This is a genomic window from Actinoplanes auranticolor, from assembly GCF_018332655.1.
GTDB lineage: Bacteria > Actinomycetota > Actinomycetes > Mycobacteriales > Micromonosporaceae > Actinoplanes > Actinoplanes auranticolor.
In genome coordinates, this window is the sequence record NZ_BOQL01000052.1 from 100,576 (window position 1) to 121,940 (window position 21,365).

Genomic DNA, 21,365 nt, shown 5'->3' on the forward strand with positions numbered 1-21,365 from the left:
ACCGGGGCGCGGCTGAGCACGAATCAGGCCGCGGTGCTCGTGCTCTCCGCGGCGGCGCGGGCCAGGCCGAAGGTGAGCGCGTCGGTGAGGGCCTTCCAGCTCGCCTCGACCACGTTCTCGTGCACGCCCACCGTGGTCCAGTCGCGGGCGCCGTCGCTGGTCTCCACCAGGACGCGGGTGATCGCGTTGGAGCCGTGCGAGCCCTCCAGGATGCGGACCTTGAAGTCGGCCAGCTCGAAGGACTTCAGCTCCGGGTAGTGCTTGGACAGCGCCACGCGCAGCGCCTCGTCGAGGGCGTTGACCGGGCCGTTGCCCTCGGCCGTGGCGATGACGCGCTCGCCGCGTACCCGGACCTTGACGGTGGCCTCGGAGACCACCGAGCCGTCCTCGCGGTGCTCGACCTGCACCCGGTACGACTCCAGCGCGAACGGGCGCACGAAGTCGGCACCGGGCAGTTCACCGCGTACCAGAAGCTCGAAGGACGCGTCCGCGGCCTCGAAGGACCAGCCACCCGCCTCCAGGTCCTTGACCTTGCGGGTCACCGCCGTGAGGGTCTCGGGGTGGCCGGCCAGGTCCAGCCCGAGCTCGCGACTCTTGAGCTCGATGCTGGCCCGGCCGGCCATCTCGGTCACCAGGATCCGCATGTCGTTGCCCACCACCGACGGGTCGACGTGGTTGTAGAGCAGCGGATCCACCTTGATCGCGCTCGCGTGCAGCCCCGCCTTGTGAGCGAATGCCGCGGCCCCGACGTAGGCCTGGTGGGTGTCGGGGGCGATGTTGGCGATCTCGGCGAGCGCGGTGGACACCCGCGTCGCCTTCTCGAGGCATCCGTCCGGTAGGACTTTCAGCCCGAGCTTGAGTTGCAGGTTGCTGACGACGGCGAACAGGTCGGCGTTGCCGGGCCGTTCGCCGTAGCCGTTGGCCGTGCACTGGAAGTGTTCGACGCCCGCCTCGACGGCGGCGATGGTGTTGGCGACCGCGCAGGACGTGTCGTTCTGGCAGTGGATGCCGAGCTGGTCCGGGGCGACCCCGGTGCGGGCCACCACGTCGTTGATCGCGGCGGTGATCATCGACGGGAGCATGCCGCCGTTCGTGTCACACATGACGACGCGCTCGGCGCCGGCCTCGAACGCGGCCTTGACCACGGAGGCGGTGTAGTCGGGGTCGTAGCGGAAGCCGTCGAAGAAGTGCTCGCAGTCGACGAACGCGCGGCGACCGTTGGCGACCAGGTGCGCGACGGTGTCGCGGACCATCGCCAGGTTCTCCTCGCCGGTGGTGCGCAGCGCCCGCTCGACGTGCCGGATGTCGGACTTGGCGACCACGCAGACGACCGGCGTCTCGGCGTCGAGCAGCGCCCGCACCTGCGGGTCCTGCGCCACGTCGACGTGCGCCTTGCGGGTCGCCCCGAACGCGACCAGCACCGCGTTCTTCAGCTGCAGCTCGGTGCGCGCCCGGGCGAAGAACTCGGTGTCCTTGGGCATGGCACCGGGCCAGCCGCCCTCGATGAAGCCGACGCCGAACTCGTCCAGCAACCGCGCGACTGCGAGTTTGTCGACGACCGAGTAGCTGATGCCCTCGCGCTGCCCGCCGTCGCGCAGCGTCGTGTCGAACACCTGGTAGTTCATGGGGGTTCCTTTCCGAGACTGACGACCCAACAAAAAGACCCCCCGCGGATGCGGGAGGTCTGCACGTCGGCGGAGATTCAGCCGGCGCGCTAGGTGCGAATAATCAGCACGGAGTGGGTCACGCCCCGAAGCATGCCACGCGGCGTCGCGGCGGGAGCCCATAATCCACAAGCTGAGACAGCCGATCCCGTACGGGTGAGTAATTCGACACGGCTGCGGAGAGCCGTCGGCGGTTAGGTTGGACGGGTGGCCGTCGACAATCACCCCCGCAGCCTGACCTTCTCCACCAGCTACAACTTCCGCGACGTCGGCGGGTACGCCGGCCTCGGCGGACGCACGGTGAGCTGGCGCCGGTTGTTCCGCGCCGACTCGCTGCACCGCCTCAAGGGCGCCGACCTGACGGCCTTCCAGGAGCTGGGCGTGCGTACGGTCATCGATCTGCGCCGGCCTTTCGAGGTCGAGCAGCACGGACGGGTGCCGCACTCCGACGGGCTGGACTACCGCAACCTGGTGCTGGAGCACGTCGACTGGGATTCGGTCGAGCTCTCCCCGGATCTCCCGCACGAGCGCTGGCTCGCCGACCGCTATCTGAACTTCGCCGAGGACGGGCGGGCCGGGCTGGCCGCGGCGCTGGGTGTGATCGCGGATCCGGCGACGAGCCCGGTCGTCGTGCACTGCATGGCCGGCAAGGACCGCACCGGCGTGGTGTGCGCGCTGACGCTGTCGCTGCTCGGGGTGTCCGATGCGGACATCGCCCGGGACTACGCGCTGACCGAGGTGGCGATGGCGTCGCTGACGGCGTACCTGTTGCAGACCAAACCGGAGCTGGTGCACGACAAGTACCACATGTTCGACTGCCCGCAGGACGCGATGCTGCTGTTCCTGCAGGACCTGCGCGAGCGGCACGGCTCGGTGGAGAAGTACGTCCGCGAGATCGGCCTCAACGACGAGCAGCTGGGGAGCATGCGCCGGCACCTGCTGACGCCCGCCTGACAGACAAGGCGGCCCGCCGGGTGTCTACTTGCCGTCCATGCGAGTCCTCGTCAGCACCTGGCCGGCCCATGGGCATCTGCTCCCCCTGCTCCCGCTGATCCGGGCGGCCCAGCAGGCGGGCCACGACGTCGTCGTCGCCTCGGGCGCCGAGGGTGTCGCCGAGGCGCGCCGGCGCGGCCTGGAGACCTGGGACGTCGGCCCGAGCCGGGCGGAATCCGACGCGGCCTTCCGCTCCCGGATGCCGGACCTGGGCTCGGTCCCGCCGGACCGCCGGATGGCCACGGTGATCGCGGGCATGTTCGGCGCGGCGGCGTTCGAGCGGGCCGCCGGCCTCGTGCCCCGCGCCGAGCAGTGGAAGCCCGACCTGGTGGTGCATCCGGTCACCGACCTGGCCGGCGCGGTGGTCGCGGCCCGCACCGGCGCCCGGCACGCGGTGCACGGCCTGGGCCCGCTCCCGGCCGAGGCGTGGGACTGGTTCGGCGCCCGGCTCGGCGACCTGGCCGGCCGGTGGGAGGTGCCGGACCTCCCGGCCACCATCCTGGACGTTCCGTACCTGGACAACTGCCCACCGGCGCTACAGGCGGACGCGGTCCGCGCCTTCCGCGACCGCCGCCCGCTGCGCCCGTCGTCGGGCGAGGTCCTGCCCGGCGAGCATCTGCCCTGGGACGTGGACAAGCTGCCCTACGAACGCAGCCTGCACCTGACCCTGGGCACGTTGTTCTTCGGCGCGACCGACGTCTTCCGGACCGCCCTGGCGGGCCTGCGCGACCTGCCGCTCAACGTGCTCGTGACGGCGGGCCCGGGCAGCGACCCGGACCGCTTCGGCCCGCAACCGCAGAACGTCCGCATCGCCGACTTCGCACCGCACGCCCTGTTGCTGCCGCACTGCGCGGGCCTGGTGACTCAGGGCGGCGCCGGCACGATCGTCGCCGCCCTCTGCCACGGCCTGCCCCACCTGATCCTGCCGCAGGGCGCGGACCAGTTCGCCAACAGCGCGGCAGCCGCCGAGGCCGGGGTGGCTCTGGTCGTGCCGCCGGCGGACCTCAACCCGGAGACGATTGCGCACACCGCCACCAAGCTGCTGGAAGACACGGCCCTCACCCGCCGGGCCCGCACCGTCCAGGCCGAGATCAACACCATGCCGGCCGCCGAAGAAGTTCTGCACACGCTCCTGGACACCCCGCGCTGAGCAAGGGGATCACGCCGCGATGTGCGCCGCCACCGCCTGCAGGACGGGGGCGAGGTCGGCCGCGTCGATCACGGCGTCGGGCCGGAACGGAAGCCGCGCCAGCCGTTCGACGCCGTCGGCCCAGATGGTGCGCTCGTCGGGTGCCGGCGCGTGCAGCTCGGTCTCCTCGCCGCAGCAGGGGCACCGGAAGTACGCCATGTTCTCCACTCCACCCAGCACCGGCGTCCGTACCTCGCGCAGCGTGCTGAGGGCCCGGCCCGTGTCCAGATGCGAGACCTCGGCCGGCGTGACGACCAGGATCGTGGCCACCCGGCCGGCCCCGGAGAGCACGCCCTGCTGGGTGAAGCTGATGCCCGGCGGCAGATCCACGACGAGGACCTCGATGTCACCCCAGTCGGTTTCCCTGAGGAGCCGGCCGAGCATGAGGTCGCTCAGGTCCGATCCGAGCGCGAGCCCCTGGCCGCCGGCCATGAGGAACCCCGCGGACGCGACCTTGAGGCCGTCCACCTCCATGGCCTCCAGCCCGGAGCCGCCCCGGTCACCGCGGGCCCACCGCGCGAGGGTGACCGATCGGGCCGGCACGTCACGGCGCAGACCGAGCATCCGCGGCACATCGGGACCGGCGATGTCGGCATCGACCAGCCCGGCCCGGTAGCCGGACCGGGCCAGCTCACGTCCGATCGCGACGGCGATGCTCGACTTGCCCACGCCGCCTTTGCCACTGGCGACGGCGATGATCGGCAGTTGCTCCTGACCCGGTACGCCCATGCCGCAACGTTACTGGCGCCGGCCGACATGAGCCGCCCGGCGCCGGCCCGGGTCAGAGAACGCGGTGCACCCAGCCGAAGGGGTCCTCGGCCCGGCCCCGCTGGATGTCCACGAGCTGCTGACGGAGCCCCATGGTCACCTCACCGGACCCGCCGTCGGCCACGGTGAACTCGCCCTCCGGCGACCGCACCGTGCCGATCGGGGTGATCACCGCGGCGGTGCCACAGGCGAATGCCTCGCGGATCCGGCCCGAGGCCGCCCCGGAGCGCCATTCCTCGAAGCTGACCGGCCGCTCGTCGACCCGGCGGCCGGCGCGCTCGGCGAGCTTGATGACCGAGTCGCGGGTGATGCCGGGCAGGATCGTGCCGGTCAGCGGCGGCGTCGCCAGCGAGCCGTCGTCCAGCACGAAGAAGACGTTCATCCCGCCGAGCTCGTCGACGTACTTGCGCTCGACGGCGTCCAGGTAGACCACCTGGTCACAGCCGTGCTCGATGGCCTCGGCCTGGGCGGAGAGACCGGCCGCGTAGTTGCCGCCGCACTTCGCCGCGCCCGTGCCGCCCGGCGCCGCCCGGGTGTAGTCCGGGGTGACCCAGACGGTCACCGGCTTGACCCCGCCGCTGAAGTACGGGCCGACCGGCGAGGCGATCACCAGGTAGAGGTATTCCATCGCCGGGCGCACACCGAGGAAGACCTCGCTGGCATAGGCGAACGGCCGCAGGTAGAGGCTGCCCTCGTCGTTCTCCGGGATCCAGCCGCGGTCGATCTTGATGAGCTGGCGGAGGGACTCGAGGAACGTCGCCTGCGGCAGCACCGGCATGGCCATCCGCTGGGCCGACTGCCCGAAGCGGGCGGCGTTGGCGTCCGGGCGGAACATCGCGACACCGCCCTCCGGCGTCGTGTAGGCCTTCAGTCCCTCGAAGATTTCCTGCGCGTAGTGCAGCACGGCCGAGGCGGGGTCCATCGGGATGGGAGCGCGGGCTTCCACCCGGGGCTCGTACCAGCCTTTGCCCTCCGCATAACGGACGGTGACCATGTGGTCGGTGAAGATCCGGCCGAAGCCCGGGTTGGCCAGCAGCGTGGTCCTGTCCGCGTCGCTTACGGGCGCCGGGTTCGGACGGATCTCGAAGTCGAGGTTGTCACCACCACTCATGGCAGTTGACCTGCTTTCTGTCACGAAGAATGAAGAGGTAGCACCCGTAGTGCTCCATGAACTTACCCCGAACGGTCGTTCAAAGCCGACAGCCGGGCAAGCCCTTCCGACCACCCCGCCTCCGCCCTTTGGCCGGACTGAAGGCAGCCTTCATCGACCGCCGGCGGACCGGCGGGATGACGCGGGTGTGCAGGTGAGTCAGGCGGCCGCGGTGGCGGCGACCCGGTCTCCGACCTCGGCGGTACGCAGCGGCGCGCCCGGCGTGCGGGACGCGACCTCGGCCGCGACCGCCTCGGATACTCGGCGGGCCTCGTCCGGGTGCCCGAGATGCTCGAGCAGCAGCGACGCGGAGAGGATGGCGGCCGCCGGGTCGGCGATACCCTGGCCGGCGATGTCCGGCGCGGAGCCGTGCACCGGCTCGAAGGTCGAGGGGTACTTGCGCTCCGGGTTGACGGAGCCGCTGGCGGCCATGCCGATGCCGCCGGTCACGGCAGCGGCGATGTCGGTGAGGATGTCACCGAAGAGGTTGTCGGTCACCACCACGTCGTAGCGCTGCGGGTTGCTCACCATGAACATGCTCGCGGCATCGATGTGCTGGTATTCCGTGGTGACGTCGGGGAACTCGGCGGCCACCGCGGCGAAGGTGCGCGCCCAGAGCCCGCCCGCGTGGGTGAGCACGTTCGTCTTGTGCACGAGGGTCAGGTGGCGCCGCTCGCGGCGCTGCGCCCGGGCGAACGCGTCCCGCACGACCCGCTCGACGCCGTGCCGGGTGTTCAGGCTCTCCTCGGTGGCGATCTCGGCGGGGGTGTCCTTGTGCAGGACGCCGCCGGCGCCGACATAGAGGCCCTCGGTGCCCTCGCGGACCACGACCATGTCGATCTCGCCGGGCTTGAGGCCGGCGAGCGGGCTGACCGTGCCGGGCCAGAGCCGGGACGGGCGCAGGTTGACGTACTGGTCGAAGTCGAAGCGGAGCTTGAGCAGCAGTCCACGCTCGAGGACGCCGGGCGGGACGCTGGGGTCACCGATGGCGCCGAGCAGGATGGCGTCGTGCGCGGCCAGCTCGTCCTGAATGGCCTGCGGCAGGACCTCTTTGGTGCGGTTGTAGAAGCGCGCGCCCAGGTCGTAGTCGTCGAACTCGGCGTCGGGGAGAACGGCCTCGATCACCTTGCGCGCCTGCGCGGTCACCTCGGTCCCGATGCCGTCGCCGGCCACCACCGCGATCCGCGCCACCGTCACGTCCACTCCCTCAGTCGGTCCGACCGCTCGACCTTAGTCCGCTGTCCCGATGTCTGACACGGCGGTCCCAGAGTATGGGTGAAGATTCGTTCAGGACCCCGGACGCGAACAACCCCCGTCGATCGCGGCAACGATCGCGGGGGCTGTCACGACAGGTACGCGTGGCTCGCGCCCGCCGGGGGTGCATCCTCCACGCGGAGCGACCACAGAAGCATCACCCGAAGACACGGCCATGGAGCCCGCGCGGCAGGACCAACGCTAGCGATGCGGACTAATGTCGCGCAAGACGCATCCCCCGCGTGTCGGGGCGACAACCGACTTCCCCGCCCGGCGGTATGGCACCATGCGCCGGTGAGTTTCGACCTCGTGGTGTGGGCCATGGACAACACGGCCATGCCGGATGACGTGCGTGCCGCGAACGCCCGGTGTGCCCGCGGCGAGCACCCACAGCGCCCCGCCGATCCGCGCGTCGTCGCCTTCTACGACGCCCTGACCAGCAACTACCCCGACCGCGGGCCGCGCGCCACGCTGCCCGGCACGCCCTGGGCCAGCGCCCCGCTGCACGCCGCGGCGGACCACATCCAGATGCGGCTGGACGAGCAGTGCCCCGACGCGGTCCTCGAGACGATCGAGAAACTCGCCGGTGAGCTCAACCTGGACCTGCTCGACCTGCAGGACGGCACGGTGTATCCACCACCGGTCAAGAGTCGTTAGTCCTCGTCGGCCGGTTCAGTCCTCGTCGCGCAGGTCGACGATGCTGCCCTTGGCCGAGCCGATCGATGCGGCCACCGCGGAGAGCAGCTCCGCGTCCACCGAGGAGTCGACGGTCAGCGCCATCAGCGCCTCGCCACCCAGCTGACGCCGGGCCACCTGCATCGCTGCGATGTTGACGCCCGCCTCACCGAGGATGGAGCCGATCGCGCCGACCACGCCCGGCCGGTCGGAGTAGCGGAAGAACAGCAGCACGCCACCCGCGCCGAGCTCCAGATCGAACTCGTCGACCTGGGTGAGCTTGCGGGCCTCGCGGGTGCCCGTACCGGTGACTGTGCCGGCCACGCTGACCGTGCGCCCGTCCGGCAGCGCGCCGCGTACCGTCACGAGATTCTGGTGGTCGGAGACCTCGCGGTCGACGACCAGCTCGACCTCGACGCCGCGGTCGGCCGCGAGCTGCGGGGCGTTGACGTAGGTGACCTGCTCCTCCACCACCGAGGCGAAGAGGCCCTTGGTGGCGGCCAGCTTGAGCACCGCGACGTCGTGCGACACGATCTCGCCGCGGACCTCCACGGTCACGCTGGCCGCGATGCCGCCGGCGACCGCGGTGAAGACCTTGCCGAGCCGCTCGGCCAGCCCGAGCAGCGGGCGCACGTCCTCGTCGACCACGCCACCGGCCTGCACGTTCACCGCGTCCGGCACGAACTCGCCCTGCAGGGCCAGCTTGACGCTGCGGGCCACCGACAGCCCGGCCTTGTCCTGCGCCTCGGCGGTGGACGCGCCCAGGTGCGGGGTGACCACCACGTTGTCGAAGGCGAACAGCGGTGACTCGGTGGTCGGCTCGGTGACGAAGACGTCGAGGCCGGCGCCGCCGACGCGGCCCTCGGCGAGCGCGTCGGCCAGCGCCCGCTCGTCGACCAGGCCACCGCGGGCGGCATTGATGATGCGCACCCCCGGCTTGACCGTGGCCAGCTCCTTCTCCCCGATCAGCCCCAGCGTCTCGGGGGTACGCGGCAGGTGGATCGAGATGAAGTCGCTCTCGCGCAGCAACTCGTCCAGCCCGACCAGGCGCACACCCAGCTGCGCGGCCCGGGCCGGCTGGATGTACGGGTCGTACGCGATCAGCCGGGTCCCGAACGCGGCCATCCGCTGGGCGAACAGCACCCCGATGCGCCCCAGCCCGACCACCCCGACGGTCTTGCCCTGCACCTCGACCCCGGTGTACTTCGCCCGCTTCCACTCGCCCCGCTTGAGCGCGGCGCTGGCGGCGGAGGTGTGCCGGGCCACGGACAGCAACAGGGCGATCGCCTGCTCGGCGGCCGAAACGATGTTGGAGGTCGGCGCGTTGACCACCATGACACCCCGCGCGGTGGCGGCGGGCACGTCCACGTTGTCGAGGCCCACGCCGGCCCGGGCGACGACCTTGAGCCGCGGCGCGGCGGCGACCGCCTCCGCGTCGATCCTGGTGGCGCTGCGCACGATGACCGCGTCGGCCTCGGCCAGCGCGGCGAGCAGCGCCGGGCGATCGGTGCCGTCCACGTGGCGGACGTCGAAGTCGTAGGCCAGCACGTCGATGGCGGCGGGGGCCAGTTCCTCGGCGATCAGTACCACGGGAGTCATACGTCTCCACCTGTTTGTCTAGCAGGCGGCCGGCCGCCGACCTTTCCGCGATCGTAGGGTGTGCCAGGTCCATTACGGCATGTCATCTCAGGGTGACCGGCCTCACATGTACGAAATACCCGGGACCACTTCCTGTCGCACGGTCCCGCTAGCCTCCTCGGCATGTCTCAAGCACCGGCCGACACCGCGGAAATCGACGAGGATCACGGCTCCGCGATCCCCGAGCCGCCCCGGCGGATCCCCTTCGGCGTGGCCGTCACCGCCACCCTGCTCGGCCTGCAGTCGGTGCTGCTGCTGGTCACGGGCGTGGTGGCGGTGACCGCCGGCTCCTACCGGGCGAGTGTCGGCGAGGCCACGGCGCAGGGACTGGCGGCCGCGCTCGTCGCCGTCTGCGCCGCCCTGGTGGCCGCGGTCGCATGGTCCTTCGTCCGCGACGGCGTCACCGTGGGCTCGATGATCGTCGGCGGTCTGACCCTGGTGACCGGGCTGATCCTGCTGGTCGGCGGCGTGTCCGGGAGCGACCCCGAAACGGAGCTGCTGCGCCTGGGCGTGCTGGCGCTGGTGATCGGCCTCGGGGTGCTGCTGGTGCCGCTGCTCGGCCACGCCCCGGCCTACCTGGCCGCCCGCCGGGTATGGTCGCGCGCCGAGCGGGACTGGTTGCACGAGCTGACCACTCCGGAGGTCGCGCCGCAGCAGTGGCCGGGACACTACCCGCCGCCTCAGCAGCAGTGGGGCGGTCCGCCGCAGCCGCAGTACGTTCCGCCGCCCGGCCATCCGGGGCAGGCCGGCTTCACCGCCCAGCCGGGTTACCCGGCGCAGTACCAGTATCCGCCGCAGCAGGCGCAGGGCTGGGCCCCGCAGCAACCGCAGCAACCGCAGCAACCGCAGCAACCGCAGCAACCGCAGCAACCGCAGCAGTATCAGGCCTGGCCGGAGGCGGCCGTGCCGCCGTGGTCGGGACAGCAGCCGCCGTCCGAGCCCTTCTCGGCCCCGCCCGCCGCGGTCACCGCGCCGCCGGTTCCCGAAAGCGTGCCCGTGCAGGAGGAAAGCGGTCCCGGGCAAGCCGGGCAGACAGCCTCAACGGTCGGCAGCGGGCCTCAGTCCATGCCGCTGGCGGCAGCTCAGCAGGCACCGACCGAACAGATCAAGCCGGTCGACCCGCCGCCACAGCAGCAGTAGCGGTCCGGCCGGCGGGCTCGCCGCGCGGGCCGGCGACCGACCCCGGCGGGTGAGCGGTCCCGGCAGGCGAACTCAGCGGGATCGCCGCCGGCATCCACCTGATCCGCCGGCCGGGCCGCGGCTCAGACCCGGGGCCGCGGAATGGAGTGCCGCTCGATCGGCGGCGCCGCCGTGTAACCCGCCGACGCCCGCCCGTCGAACTGCCGGAAGCTCAGCGCCTCCGCGTCCAGCCCGTCATACAGCAATTCCAGATCCAGGCTGCCCACCGGCGGATAGACCCGCTCACGCGGCGGCTCCTGGCCCGCCTCCAGCGCACCCTGCGCCACCATGAAGTCGATGATCGCCTGGCGGACCGACGGCAGCGTGACCGGCGAGTGGTAGACCACGTTCAGGGCCTGCATCCGCATCCCCTGCACGTGTTCCTCGCCCTTGTTGTCGTGGAAGTGCGGGTTGCGGGTCTCGATCTGCAGCACCGGCACCGAGCTGGCCATCACGTCCGGGCTGGCGCTCTCCAGGATCCCGCCGAACTGCTCGAACAGGTCCATGTACTCGTACGGCTCGACGGCGAAGCCGCCCGCCAGCCGCAGCTTCAGGCCCAGGTCCAGGGTCATCGCGTGCTCGCCCGCGTTGCCGGTGGCGATCACCTCGGTGCCGAAGCCCGAATACTCGGCGAGGAAGCGGTTGAGCCATTCGTTGGTGATCTCGGAGCTGCGCCCGCGCCGGCTGAAGAACAGCCGCCCGTCGCGCAGCTTCGGCTTGGAGTGCCAGGAGATGCGGACCATCGAGTACGGGCTCTCGGCCAGGTGCAGCCCGGCGGCGTAGGCCTTGCAGTACTCATGGACCGCGCCGGGCACGTAGTTGTCGGCGTCGACGTAGCCGAGGTAGCGCCGGCCCGTCATCGCGGCCAGCGCCATCCCGATCAGCATGGCCTCGCCCTTGCCGGCGCGGACCAGACCGTCCTCGCCGATCAGTTCCTCCATCCCGGCCGCCTTGAATGCGGCGGCCAGTCCGGGGTCTTTCTGATGCACGCTGATCGCCGACCGGCCGGCCAGCCGGCAGAACTGTTCGAGAGTCTGCGCCTCGATCTCGTACCGGTCCACGGGCAGCTTGTCGCTGTTGGAGACCAGCACAATGAGACAGTCGTGCGGAATTCCGGAGAGCACTCCTTCGATGACGCTTCGTGACTCATTCATGCACGGCACGACGATTACCATTTGCGACTCGACCGCGCGTAAAGCTTCGAAGGACACGACTCGGCTGCCCGCCGAAAAACCATCGCCCAGGGCGCCCGAATCCAGCTCGATGACCCTCTGCAGCTCATGGATCCGAACCGCGCCGAAGCGCTCACTCCGGAAAGAATCAGCCAGTCGCATGGGGCGAATCTACCCGCTGCTGTCCAGGCCGTAGCGCGCCGAACAGTACACAATTCGATGACGGCGCCGCTTCGGTGAGCGGGACGTAACGCCCATGTTTCAGGTAGTCGAATGGTTACGCAGAAACGCCGGATCGCGGTGCCCGGCGGCACTGCGATCCGGCGTCCGCCGGGCTGAGAGAAACGTCAGGCCGTTTCGGTGATCGGCCGGTCCACCCAGCTCATCATGTCGCGCAGCTTCTTGCCGGTGACCTCGATCGGGTGCTCGGCGCCTTCCTTGCGGTACTGCTGCAGACGGGTGCCGCCGGCCTCGTCGTCGGCGATGAGCGCCTTGGTGAACTCGCCGGACTGGATCTCGGCGAGGATCTTCTTCATCTCCTGCTTCACGCCGGCGTTGATCACCCGCGGGCCGCTGACGTAGTCACCGAACTCGGCGGTGTCCGAGACGCTGTAGCGCATCCGGGAGATGCCGCCCTCGTACATGAGGTCGACGATCAGCTTGAGCTCGTGCAGGCACTCGAAGTACGCGATCTCCGGGGCGTAGCCGGCCTCGGTGAGCACCTCGAAGCCCGTCTGCACGAGCGCGGCCGTACCGCCGCAGAGGACCGCCTGCTCGCCGAAGAGGTCGGTCTCCGTCTCCTCCTTGAAGGTGGTCTTGATGACGCCGGCCCGGGTGCCGCCGATCGCCTTCGCGTACGACAGCGCGAGCGCCTGGCCGCCACCGCTGGCGTCCTGCTCCACCGCGATGAGCGCGGGCACGCCCTTGCCGTCCACGTACTGGCGGCGGACCAGGTGGCCCGGGCCCTTGGGGGCGACCATCGCCACGTCCACGTTCGCCGGCGGCTTGATCAGCTCGAACCGGATGTTGAGGCCGTGACCGAAGAAGAGCGCCTTGCCGGCGGTCAGGTTCGGCTCGATCGACTCGGCGTAGATCTTCCGCTGGGCGGTGTCCGGCGCCAGCACCATGATCACGTCGGCCCAGGCGGACGCCTCGGCCGGCGTGAGCACCTTGAGGCCCTGCTCCTCGGCCTTGGCGCGGCTCTTGGAGCCCTCCTTCAGGCCGACCACCACGTCGACGCCCGAGTCGCGCAGCGACAGCGAGTGCGCGTGGCCCTGGCTGCCGTACCCGATCACCGCGACCTTGCGTCCCTGGATGATGGACAGGTCGGCGTCGTCGTCGTAGAACACTTCGGCGGTCATTGGTTCCCTCTCGAATCTTGGTGAAAAATCAGGCTGCGCGCAGGGCGGGGCCGGTGGTGATGGAGCGGGATCCGCGGCCGATCGCGACCAGGCCGGACTGGACCATTTCCTTGATGCCGTACGGCTCGAGGTCGCGCAGCAGCGCATCGAGTTTGTCGGGGTTGCCGGTCGCCTCGATCGTGAGGGTGTCCGGTGCGACGTCGATCACCTTGGCCCTGAACAGTTCGACCGTCTCGAGCACCTGGCCGCGCACGGTGCGGTCGGCGCGCACCTTGACCAGCAGGAGCTCGCGCTGGACCGACTGCTGCGGGTCCAGCTCGACGATCTTCAGGACGTTCACCAGCTTGTTGAGCTGCTTGGTCACCTGCTCCAGGGGTGAGGAGTCGGCGTTGACCACGATCGTGATGCGGGAGACGTCCGGGTTCTCCGTCTCGCCCACCGCCAGCGAATCGATGTTGAAGCTGCGCCGCGAGAACAGACCCGACACCCGGGCCAGCACGCCGGGCTTGTTCTCCACGAGCACGGACAGGGTGTGCTTGTTCAAAGTGGTCACAGGTCGTCCTCGTCGAAGGCCGGGCGCACGTCCCGGGCGAACATGATCTCGTCGTTGCTGGTGCCGGCCGCGACCATCGGCCAGACCATGGCGTCCTTGCCGACCGTGAAGTCGATGACCACCGGGCGGTCGTTGATCTCCATGGCCGCCTTGATGGTGGCGTCCACGTCGTCCTTGGACTCGCAGCGCAGGCCCACGCAGCCCAGCGCCTCGGCCAGCTTCACGAAGTCGGGGATGCGGTGCTTGTGGGTGCCCAGCTCGGTGTTGGAGTAGCGGCCCTCGTAGAACAGGGTCTGCCACTGCCGGACCATGCCCAGGTTGCCGTTGTTGATCACGGCGATCTTGACCGGGATGCCCTCCAGCGCGCAGGTGGCCAGCTCCTGGTTGGTCATCTGGAAGCAGCCGTCGCCGTCGATCGCCCACACCGCGGTGTCCGGGCGGCCCACCTTGGCGCCCATCGCGGCGGGAACCGCGTAGCCCATCGTGCCGGCCCCGCCGGAGTTGAGCCAGGTGCCCGGCTTCTCGTACCGGATGAACTGCGACGCCCACATCTGGTGCTGCCCGACCCCGGCCACGTAGATCGCCTCGGGGCCGACCAGCTCGCCGATCCGCTCGATGACGTACTGCGGGGCCAGTGTGCCGTCGGTGGGCTCGTCGTAGCCCAGCGGGTAGCGCTCGCGCAGGTCGTTGAGCTGCGCCCACCACGGCGCGTACGCCGCGGTGCCGCCCGCCGTGGCCGAGACGGCCGCGATCAGCTCGTCGATCACGTGCCGGGCGTCGCCCACGATCGGGACGTCGGCGTGCCGGTTCTTGCCGATCTCGGCCGGGTCGATGTCGGCGTGCACGACCTTGGCGTCCGGGGCGAACGAGTCCAGCTTGCCGGTGACCCGGTCGTCGAAGCGGGCGCCCAGAGTGACCAGCAGGTCGGCCTTCTGCAGCGCGTACACCGCGGGGACCGTGCCGTGCATGCCCGGCATGCCCAGGTGCTGCGGGTGCGAGTCGGGGAACGCGCCGAGCGCCATCAGCGTGGTGACCACCGGGATGCCGGTCGACTCGGCCAGCTTGCGCAGCCCCTCGGTGGCGCCGGCCTTGAGCACGCCGCCACCGACGTACAGCACCGGGCGCTTGGCCGCGGCGATCAGCCGGGCCGCCTCGCGGATCTGCTTGCCGTGCGGGTGCAGCGTGGGCCGGTAGCCGGGCAGATCCAGGGTGGGCGGCCAGGCGAAGGTGGTCGCCGCCTGCAGCACGTCCTTGGGCACGTCGACGAGCACCGGGCCCGGGCGGCCGGTCAGGGCGAGGTGGAACGCCTCCGCCATGATCCGCGGGATCTCCTCGGGCGTCTGGATCAGGAAGTTGTGCTTGGTGATCGGCAGCGTGATGCCCTGGATGTCCGCCTCCTGGAAGGCGTCCGTGCCGATCGCGGGCCGGGCCACCTGGCCGGTGATCGCGACGATCGGCACCGAGTCCATGTAGGCGTCGGCGATCGGGGTGACCAGGTTGGTCGCGCCCGGGCCGGAGGTGGCGATGCAGACACCGACCTTGCCGGTGGCCTGCGCGTAGCCGGTCGCGGCGTGACCCGCGCCCTGCTCGTGGCGGACCAGGATGTGCCGGACCTTGGAGTCGTACAGCGGGTCGTAGGCGGGCAGGATCGCCCCGCCCGGGATCCCGAACGCCACCTCGACGCCGAGTGCCTCGAGCGACCGCACGAGCGAGCCGGCCCCACTGATGGGGGTCGGGGGCACCGTGACTACGGCCGGGGTGCCGGCTGCCGCCGCGACGGTGGCCGGGGTGGCGCGGTGGGCGAGGGTCTCGGGTGTGGGTCTTGTCATGGCGATTCAGACCTTCGTTCGGGATGGGTGAGCCTGGACGCTCCCGGAGCAACAAAAAAGGTCCTCGTGCCGAAGCACGGGACCTAGCGCACCGTCATCTCTCGTGGCCGAGGGACAGTGCGCTCACATAAGTACTCGGGACGACAAGCACATGCGGCTAAGACTGCCCCATCTCACGGGGTGCGTCAACTGATCTCACATCTTGGTCACCCGTTCGCGAGCCGTCCTCCGCCGCGAAGGCCGGGTCGGTGGGCAGGAGCGCTCTGACCTGCCGCATCCCCGGGCCCAGCATGATCACCTGGCTGCGGGCGGGCGCGCTGGGCGGCACCGGCGGGCGGGCCCGCTGGACCGGGACGGGACGGGCGCCGGAGGAGCGTACGGTCTCGAGCTGCGCCTGCAGATGCTCGGCGGGCACGCCCCAGCCGAACAGCGAGCCCTGGCCCAGCCGGCAGCCGGCCTCCTCGACGATCGCCCGCTGCGCCGGGGTGCCGATGCCCTCGGCCAGCACTTCCAGGCCCAGCCGGTGACCCAGCCGCACGACCACGTCGACCAGCGGCGCCGCCGTGCCGGTGCGCGACTCCGGCTCCGCGACCAGCGCGTGGTCGATCTTCAGGATGTCGACCGGCAGGTTGCGCAGCTGCCCGAGGGACGAATACCCCGCGCCGAAGTCGTCCAGCGCGATCCGCACGCCGGTGGACCGCAGCTCGCACAGCCGGCGGATCAGCTCGTCCATGTCGGTGGCCACCGCGTGCTCGGTCACCTCGAGCACCAGCCGCTGCGGCGGTACGTGATACCGCTGCAGCACCTCGGCGACCTGGGCGGCGTAGTCGGCGGCGTGCAGCTCTTTGGGTGACATGTTGACCGACACCCAGACGTCGTGACCGCCGGCCAGCCACTGGGCGAGCTGCCGGCAGGCCTGGTCCAGCACCCAGGAGCCGATCATGCTGATCAGCCCGGACTCCTCGGCCACCGGGATGAACTCGTCGGGCCGTACCGCGCCCAGCTCAGGGTGGTGCCAGCGCAGCAGGGCCTCGGCGCCGACCGGCCGCATCGACGGCAGGGCGACGACCGGCTGGAAGACCAGGCGCAGCTGCTCGCGTTCGATGGCGTGGCGCAGCTCGTTCTCCAGGACGCTGTGCCGGCGCAGCAGCTCGTCGTAGCGCTTCTGGTAGCGCTCGACGCGGTTCTTGCCGCGCTGTTTCGCGTACCGCAGCGCCAGGTCGGCGTCGCGCATCAGCTCGCCGGTATCGCCCGGGGAGGGCGAGTCGGCGACGCCGACGCTCGCGGAGAGGAAGACCGAGCCGTCCTCGGTGTCGTAGGGCTCGCTGAGCACCGCCAACAGGCGCTTCCCGGCGACCATGGCCTCCTCGGGCGTGGCCCACATCAGCACCGCGAACTCGTCGCCGCCGAGGCGCGCCGCGACGTCGCCCTCGCGCAGGTTGGCGCCGAGCCGCCGGCCCACCTCGGTGAGCACCGCGTCGCCGACGTCGTGGCCGCGCATGTCGTTGACGTTCTTGAAACCGTCCAGATCGAGGCCGACCAGCACTCGGGCCCGGTCCCGGACGGCCGGCTCGCGCAGGGCCCGGACCAGGCCGCGCCGGTTGGCCAGGCCGGTCAGCGGGTCGGTGTGGGCCAGCTCCCGGAAGTGCGTCTCGCGCTGGCTCAGCCGCAGGGTGTGCCGCTTGACGTCGGCCAGGGCCAGATACTGGCGGGCGACCAGGGCGAAGCCCTCGATGCTCACGCCGAGGAAGCCGAACACGTCCACGGCGCCGCCGACGGCCAGGTGATAGCCGAACGCGCCGACCAGCGCGGCCATCGGCACGAACGCGTACCCGGTGTTGCGCTGGGTGACGTCGCCGACCACCTCGACCGGGCGATCGGCGATCTTGACCGCGCGCGCCACGACCACCAGCCCGGCGGGCAGCAGCACGGCGCCGAGCAGGACGACGCCGGGCCGGTCGCGGCAGATGCCTCCGGACAGCGCGGTGGCGGCCAGGGCCACCAGGCTGACCCCGGCGGCCACCCGCACGGTGACGTGCCGGGGACGGTGGGCATGCATGGCGAGCACGGCGGTCAGCCCGAGGGCGATCGCCGCCACCCCCGCCGGCAGCAGCATCGACAGGCAGCGCGCGGGAGTCTGATCGCCGAACAGCCGGGTGGGCTGTGAGACCAGCACCCAGCCCACGAACCACAGCGCCGCCGCGACCACGAAGCCGTCGAGCAGGTGCCGCACCGCCGCGCCCGGGCTCTCCGCCGCCCCGGGCAACATCAGCGTGCCGACCAGCAGGGTGAGGGTGCCCAGGGCCATCGCCACGGCGACGGCCGAGGCCAGCCGCATCGGGGCGTGCACCAGGAACAGGCTGCTGAGCAACCCGGCGAGCGCGGCCGCAGTGGCTGTCGCGGCGCCCGCGGCGAGCAGCAGATGGGCCCGGCGGGCGGCGCCGGTGTGCTTGCGGCCGGAGTTGGCCAGCAGGGCGACAGCCGGGACCGCGACCACGAGGCTCGCCAGCCCGGCCAGCTCCACGCCGGACGGTGAGTGCACGGGAACACTCTGCCGTACCGGAGCGCATTTCGGGAGCCGACCGATCGACCGGTTTCGAACCGCAACACATGATCGCGTCCCGCGCAGTGGACTTCGTGTCGCCCGGCACAGACGCGGTCCTTACCCGCGGTGGCAGTATGTAGTAATGCCTGAGCTGCGCTCCCGGACCTCGACCCACGGTCGGACGATGGCCGGCGCGCGCGCCCTGTGGCGCGCCACCGGCATGACCGACGACGATTTCGGCAAGCCGATCGTCGCCATTGCCAACAGCTTCACCCAGTTCGTACCCGGTCACGTGCATCTGAAGGACATGGGCGGTCTGGTCGCCGACGCGGTGTTCGAGGCCGGCGGGATCGGGCGCGAGTTCAACACCATCGCGGTGGACGACGGCATCGCCATGGGCCACGGCGGCATGCTCTACTCCCTGCCCAGCCGCGAGCTGATCGCCGACGCGGTGGAGTACATGGTGAACGCGCACTGCGCCGACGCCCTGGTCTGCATCTCGAACTGCGACAAGATCACCCCGGGGATGCTGATCGCCGCCCTGCGGCTGAACATCCCCACCGTCTTCGTCTCCGGTGGCCCGATGGAGGCCGGCAAGACCGTCGCCATCGAGGGCGTCGTGCACGAGAAGCTCGACCTGGTCGACGCGATGAGCGCCAGCGCGAACGAGAACGTGACCGACGCGCAGCTCGACACCATCGAACGCTCGGCCTGCCCGACCTGCGGTTCCTGCTCCGGCATGTTCACCGCCAACTCGATGAACTGCCTGACCGAGGCGATCGGCCTGGCCCTGCCGGGCAACGGCTCGACGCTGGCCACCCACGCGGCCCGCAAGGCCCTGTTCGAGCGGGCCGGCTCGCTCATCGTCGACATCGCGAAGCAGTACTACGAGAACGACGACGAGAGCGTGCTGCCGCGCGCCATCGCCAGCCGCGACGCCTTCGAGAACGCGGTGGCCCTGGACGTGGCCATGGGCGGCTCGACCAACACGGTGCTGCACCTGCTGGCCGCGGCCCGCGAGGCCGAGCTGGACTTCAGCGTGGCCGACATCGACGCGGTGTCGCGCCGGGTCCCGTGCCTGTCCAAGGTCGCGCCGAACAGCCCGAAGTACCACATGGAGGACGTGCACCGCGCGGGCGGCATCCCGGCGCTGCTCGGCGAGCTGAACCGCGGCGGGGCCCTGCGCACCGGCGTGCGGTCGGTCCACTCCCCCGACCTGGAGAGCTGGCTGCAGACCTGGGACATCCGCAGCGGCAGCCCGAGCGAGGAGGCGCTGGAGCTCTTCCACGCCGCGCCGGGCGGCGTGCGCACCACCCAGCCGTTCTCCACGACCAACCGCTGGGCGACGCTGGACACGGACGCGGCCGGCGGCTGCATCCGCTCGGTCGAGCACGCGTACACGGTCGACGGCGGCCTGGCCATCCTCTTCGGCAACCTGGCGCCCGACGGCTGCGTCGTCAAGACCGCCGGCGTGGCCGAGGAGCTGTGGAAGTTCAGCGGCCCGGCGCGGGTCTTCGAGAGCCAGGACGCGGCCGTCGAGGGCATCCTCGGCAAGCAGGTCGTGGCCGGCGACGTGGTCGTGATCCGCTACGAGGGACCCCGCGGCGGGCCGGGCATGCAGGAGATGCTCTACCCGACCTCCTTCCTGAAGGGCCGAGGCCTGGGCAAGTCGTGCGCGCTGATCACCGACGGCCGCTTCTCCGGCGGCACCTCGGGCCTGTCCATCGGGCACGTCTCCCCGGAGGCGGCGTCCGGCGGGCTGATCGCCCTGGTCGAGACCGGCGACGAGATCACCATCGACATCCCGGGCCGGACGATCACGCTGAACGTCTCGGACGAGGAGCTGGCCCAGCGCCGGCACGTCCAGGAGCGCCGGCCGAAGCCGTACACCCCGGCCGACCGGCAGCGCCCGGTCTCGGCGGCGCTGCGCGCCTACGCCTCGATGGCGACCAGCGCGAGCGACGGCGCCTACCGCAAGGTCCCCGAATAATCCGGTACGGGCACAGAAAACAGCAGAAGCAGCACCGGCCGACCGGCCGCCACGCACGAAGCTCAGTGCGTGGCGGCCGGTCGTCCGGCTTCCGGGCTCAAGCCGGTTCGAGACCGAGCGCCGTGAGCAGCTCGTCGAAGGTCTCCTCGGCGAGGACGTTCGTGGCCTCCAGAGCCGTCCGCACCGCCTCGCCGTCCGCCGTGAGACCGGCCTCGGCGGCCCAGGCCAGTGCCTGCTCCGTGACCTCGGCCGTCGTCTGCCCGAGGTCGGGAGCGCCGTACTCGGCGGCCTTCTTCAGGTGCAGGTGGACGTGCCAGTAGCCGCCGGCCGGCGTCGACGCTTCGACATCGGCGACGTCGCTGTCGAGGATGAACGCCGTGATCGCCGGCGCCCCGGTCTCGGCCACGAGCCTGCGCAGGGCGTCGCTCAGGTCGCCGCTCAACTGCGCGGCACGCCATCCGCCCCGGTAGGACGACTCGTCGAGCACCTCGGCGTCGCCGAGCGCGGTGAGCGGTTCCGGCGAGCGGGCGACCACGATCCGGCCGGTGTAGCCCATCAGTAGGAACCGGTGCTCTCGGACCGCGACCAGGCACCGCAGGGGGTCTTGTAGCGGCCCTTGATGTAACCGAGCCCCCACTTGATCTGGGTGGCCGGGTTGGTCCGCCAGTCCGAACCGGCCGAGCTCATCTTGTTGCCGGGATAGGACTGCGGGATCCCGTACGCGCCGGAGCTGGGATTCTCGGCCCGGTGGTTCCAGCCGCTCTCCTTGTTCCACAGCTTGTTGAGGCAGCCGAACTGACTGATCGGGAAGCCCGCGTCGATCATCAACGCGCATCCGATGGCCCGGTTGCCCTTGAACTCGTTGCACGACGAGGGAATCGGCCCGTCGAAGGCCACGGTCCCGTTCTTCTTGGCCTCGGCCTTGCGCTTCTCGTCGGCCTTCTTCTCGATGGCCCGCCGGTTCAGCATCCGCGCCTTGCTCGCAGCCGCCTTGGCCGCCGCGCCGGCCTTGGCCGCGGCCTCCTCCTCAGCCTGCCGCCGCTGCGCCCGAGCCGCCGCGTGCTGCCCGTGCCGCTCCTTGAGCAACCTCAGTTCGGCGGCGTCGGCCTGCACGACGAGACCGACCCGGTCCCCGGTGAGCTGGTCGTCCTGACGCTCACCGAGATACACACCGCCGACGAGGCCGCCGACGAGCAGACCCACCGAGCCCACCCGGACTGCGATCCGGCTCCAGAGCCGCTCCACGAAAACCCCTCCGTCGCACCGATGACGCGACGACCACCTTGGCCCACCCGGCACCGGAAGGGAATAGCGATCATCGAAATCACAGCCTTTAATCCCAGGAGCGACCGGCAACCGGTTCGACTCCCCTGTGGGCGGTTGTGTTTCCGTGATCGGGCGGCTG

17 protein-coding genes are annotated in these 21,365 nt (G+C 71.0%); 5 read left to right on the plus strand and 12 right to left on the minus strand.

Annotation, left to right across the window (positions count from 1 at the left end):
* Positions 1 to 23: 23 nt before the first annotated feature.
* Entirely contained in the window at positions 24 to 1,625 is a 1,602-nt protein-coding gene (cimA, locus tag Aau02nite_RS31100) for a citramalate synthase (protein ID WP_212992152.1), read from the minus strand.
* Between the two features lie 246 nt (positions 1,626 to 1,871).
* Between cimA and Aau02nite_RS31105 the strand changes: the two genes are divergently transcribed.
* Positions 1,872 to 2,618 (plus strand): tyrosine-protein phosphatase, encoded by a 747-nt coding sequence (locus tag Aau02nite_RS31105; RefSeq protein ID WP_212992153.1) that lies wholly within the window; start codon positions 1,872 to 1,874, stop codon positions 2,616 to 2,618.
* Positions 2,619 to 2,655: 37 nt separating this feature from the next.
* Positions 2,656 to 3,807 (plus strand): glycosyltransferase, encoded by a 1,152-nt coding sequence (locus tag Aau02nite_RS31110; RefSeq protein ID WP_212992154.1) that lies wholly within the window; start codon positions 2,656 to 2,658, stop codon positions 3,805 to 3,807.
* 9 nt (positions 3,808 to 3,816) lie between these two features.
* On the opposite strand, the gene Aau02nite_RS31115 is transcribed toward Aau02nite_RS31110, so the two are convergent.
* From Aau02nite_RS31115 to Aau02nite_RS31125, 3 genes are all read right to left on the minus strand, one after another.
* Positions 3,817 to 4,575 (minus strand): Mrp/NBP35 family ATP-binding protein, encoded by a 759-nt coding sequence (locus Aau02nite_RS31115; protein ID WP_212992155.1) that lies wholly within the window; start codon positions 4,573 to 4,575, stop codon positions 3,817 to 3,819.
* 52 nt (positions 4,576 to 4,627) lie between these two features.
* Positions 4,628 to 5,725 carry a branched-chain amino acid aminotransferase gene (locus Aau02nite_RS31120; RefSeq protein ID WP_212992156.1) on the minus strand — a complete coding sequence of 366 codons (1,098 nt, stop codon included), beginning with the start codon at positions 5,723 to 5,725 and terminating at the stop codon, positions 4,628 to 4,630.
* A gap of 198 nt (positions 5,726 to 5,923) precedes the next feature.
* The gene (locus Aau02nite_RS31125; RefSeq protein WP_212992193.1) at positions 5,924 to 6,955 is read right to left on the minus strand and encodes a 3-isopropylmalate dehydrogenase; all 1,032 of its coding nucleotides are present in this window, start codon (positions 6,953 to 6,955) and stop codon (positions 5,924 to 5,926) included.
* A 384-nt stretch (positions 6,956 to 7,339) separates the two neighbouring features.
* Here Aau02nite_RS31125 and Aau02nite_RS31130 point away from each other — a divergent pair, with 384 nt between their 5' ends.
* Positions 7,340 to 7,675 carry a hypothetical protein gene (locus Aau02nite_RS31130; RefSeq protein ID WP_438841188.1) on the plus strand — a complete coding sequence of 112 codons (336 nt, stop codon included), beginning with the start codon at positions 7,340 to 7,342 and terminating at the stop codon, positions 7,673 to 7,675.
* 15 nt (positions 7,676 to 7,690) lie between these two features.
* Here the strand turns inward: Aau02nite_RS31130 and serA are convergent, their stop codons facing one another.
* The gene (gene serA / locus Aau02nite_RS31135; RefSeq protein WP_212992158.1) at positions 7,691 to 9,292 is read right to left on the minus strand and encodes a phosphoglycerate dehydrogenase; all 1,602 of its coding nucleotides are present in this window, start codon (positions 9,290 to 9,292) and stop codon (positions 7,691 to 7,693) included.
* 162 nt (positions 9,293 to 9,454) lie between these two features.
* Here serA and Aau02nite_RS31140 point away from each other — a divergent pair, with 162 nt between their 5' ends.
* Positions 9,455 to 10,471 (plus strand): hypothetical protein, encoded by a 1,017-nt coding sequence (locus tag Aau02nite_RS31140; protein ID WP_212992159.1) that lies wholly within the window; start codon positions 9,455 to 9,457, stop codon positions 10,469 to 10,471.
* Between the two features lie 122 nt (positions 10,472 to 10,593).
* Here the strand turns inward: Aau02nite_RS31140 and mpgS are convergent, their stop codons facing one another.
* The 5 genes from mpgS to Aau02nite_RS31165 form a co-directional block, all read right to left on the minus strand.
* Entirely contained in the window at positions 10,594 to 11,844 is a 1,251-nt protein-coding gene (gene mpgS, locus Aau02nite_RS31145) for a mannosyl-3-phosphoglycerate synthase (protein ID WP_212992160.1), read from the minus strand.
* A gap of 185 nt (positions 11,845 to 12,029) precedes the next feature.
* A complete protein-coding gene (gene ilvC / locus Aau02nite_RS31150) occupies positions 12,030 to 13,043 on the minus strand; it encodes a ketol-acid reductoisomerase (RefSeq protein ID WP_212992161.1) in 1,014 nt (337 codons plus the stop codon).
* 28 nt (positions 13,044 to 13,071) lie between these two features.
* The gene (gene ilvN, locus Aau02nite_RS31155; RefSeq protein WP_023561968.1) at positions 13,072 to 13,587 is read right to left on the minus strand and encodes an acetolactate synthase small subunit; all 516 of its coding nucleotides are present in this window, start codon (positions 13,585 to 13,587) and stop codon (positions 13,072 to 13,074) included.
* Positions 13,588 to 13,592: 5 nt separating this feature from the next.
* Complete coding sequence (locus Aau02nite_RS31160; RefSeq protein WP_212992162.1) at positions 13,593 to 15,425, minus strand: acetolactate synthase large subunit; 1,833 nt, start codon at positions 15,423 to 15,425, stop codon at positions 13,593 to 13,595.
* 157 nt (positions 15,426 to 15,582) lie between these two features.
* Complete coding sequence (locus Aau02nite_RS31165) at positions 15,583 to 17,967, minus strand: putative bifunctional diguanylate cyclase/phosphodiesterase (protein ID WP_246595576.1); 2,385 nt, start codon at positions 17,965 to 17,967, stop codon at positions 15,583 to 15,585.
* Between the two features lie 145 nt (positions 17,968 to 18,112).
* On the opposite strand from Aau02nite_RS31165, the gene ilvD reads away from it, so the two are divergent.
* Positions 18,113 to 19,960, plus strand: a complete 1,848-nt coding sequence (ilvD, locus tag Aau02nite_RS31170; protein ID WP_212992163.1) for a dihydroxy-acid dehydratase — start codon at positions 18,113 to 18,115, stop codon at positions 19,958 to 19,960.
* A gap of 97 nt (positions 19,961 to 20,057) precedes the next feature.
* Here the strand turns inward: ilvD and Aau02nite_RS31175 are convergent, their stop codons facing one another.
* Both Aau02nite_RS31175 and Aau02nite_RS31180 read right to left on the minus strand, forming a co-directional pair.
* The gene (locus Aau02nite_RS31175) at positions 20,058 to 20,516 is read right to left on the minus strand and encodes a hypothetical protein (RefSeq protein ID WP_212992164.1); all 459 of its coding nucleotides are present in this window, start codon (positions 20,514 to 20,516) and stop codon (positions 20,058 to 20,060) included.
* Entirely contained in the window at positions 20,516 to 21,205 is a 690-nt protein-coding gene (locus Aau02nite_RS31180) for an aggregation-promoting factor C-terminal-like domain-containing protein (RefSeq protein WP_212992165.1), read from the minus strand. The genes Aau02nite_RS31175 and Aau02nite_RS31180 overlap by 1 nt, the downstream gene beginning before the upstream one ends.
* Between the last annotated feature and the right edge of the window lie 160 nt (positions 21,206 to 21,365).